The organism is Amycolatopsis sp. MEPSY49 (genome assembly GCF_051337345.1).
Taxonomy (GTDB): Bacteria; Actinomycetota; Actinomycetes; order Mycobacteriales; family Pseudonocardiaceae; genus Amycolatopsis.
This window is the reverse complement of sequence record NZ_JBDLYJ010000037.1, coordinates 1-768: the sequence shown is the minus strand read 5'-3', so window position 1 is coordinate 768 and position 768 is coordinate 1. Positions and strand designations below refer to the sequence as shown.

Below are 768 nucleotides of genomic sequence, written 5' to 3'. Positions count from 1 at the left end.
GCCCTTCGGGCCGTCGAGACCCTTCGGGTTGCCGTTGATGTCGGCGTGCTTCGGCGGCGGGGCGGCTTTGCCGGGTTTGATGTTCTTCAGGGCCTTGGCGGCGTCGGAGAACAGGTCGCCGGCGCGTTTGAGCAGCGGGATGAGCGCCTGCAATGCTTTCACGAGGCGTTTGGTCAGGTCCGCGATCTTCGACGCCGTCTTCGCCACGGCGTTGACGACCTGTGGGACGACCCAGGTGAGGCCGATGCCGAGGGTGAAGACGACCTGCAGGGCCCAGCTGATCAGGTGGCCGACGAGTTCGGCGATGATGTCGCGGACGAGGGCGCGGACGGCGGCGACGACTTCGCCGGCGGTCTTGACGCCGCTGGAGGCGCCTTCGCAGCCCTTCTGCGCGGTTTCCAGCAGGGTGACGGTGTCCTGGGCGCGCTGGCGGTAGGTGTCGGCGGCGGTGCCGGTCCACGACGCGGTGTCGGCTTTGACCATGCCGGTCAGGTCTTCGCCGATGCTGCCGAGTTCGGTGGCGACGTTCTTCCAGGTCTCGGACTGGGCGGCGATTTCGTCGGCGTTGCCGGTGAGGGCGTTGAGGGCTTCCTTGAGCGGGCCGACGTGTTCGATGAGCCAGCCGACGCCGGCGGCGAGGATGGCGCCGAAGGGGTCCATCGCCATCGACAACGCGTCCAGCGCGGTGCCGACGGCGCCGAGCGCGACCGACGCCCAGTCGCCGCTTTCGATCGCGGACTTCAGGTCGTTCGCCGACTCCAGCAGGGA

The 768-nt window shown here is 68.9% G+C and carries 1 protein-coding gene; it reads right to left on the bottom strand.

Going from position 1 to position 768, the window contains the following annotated elements:
- A partial coding sequence (locus tag ABFJ78_RS50175) for a WXG100 family type VII secretion target (protein WP_436394703.1) occupies positions 1 to 768 on the bottom strand: 768 nt, incomplete at both ends.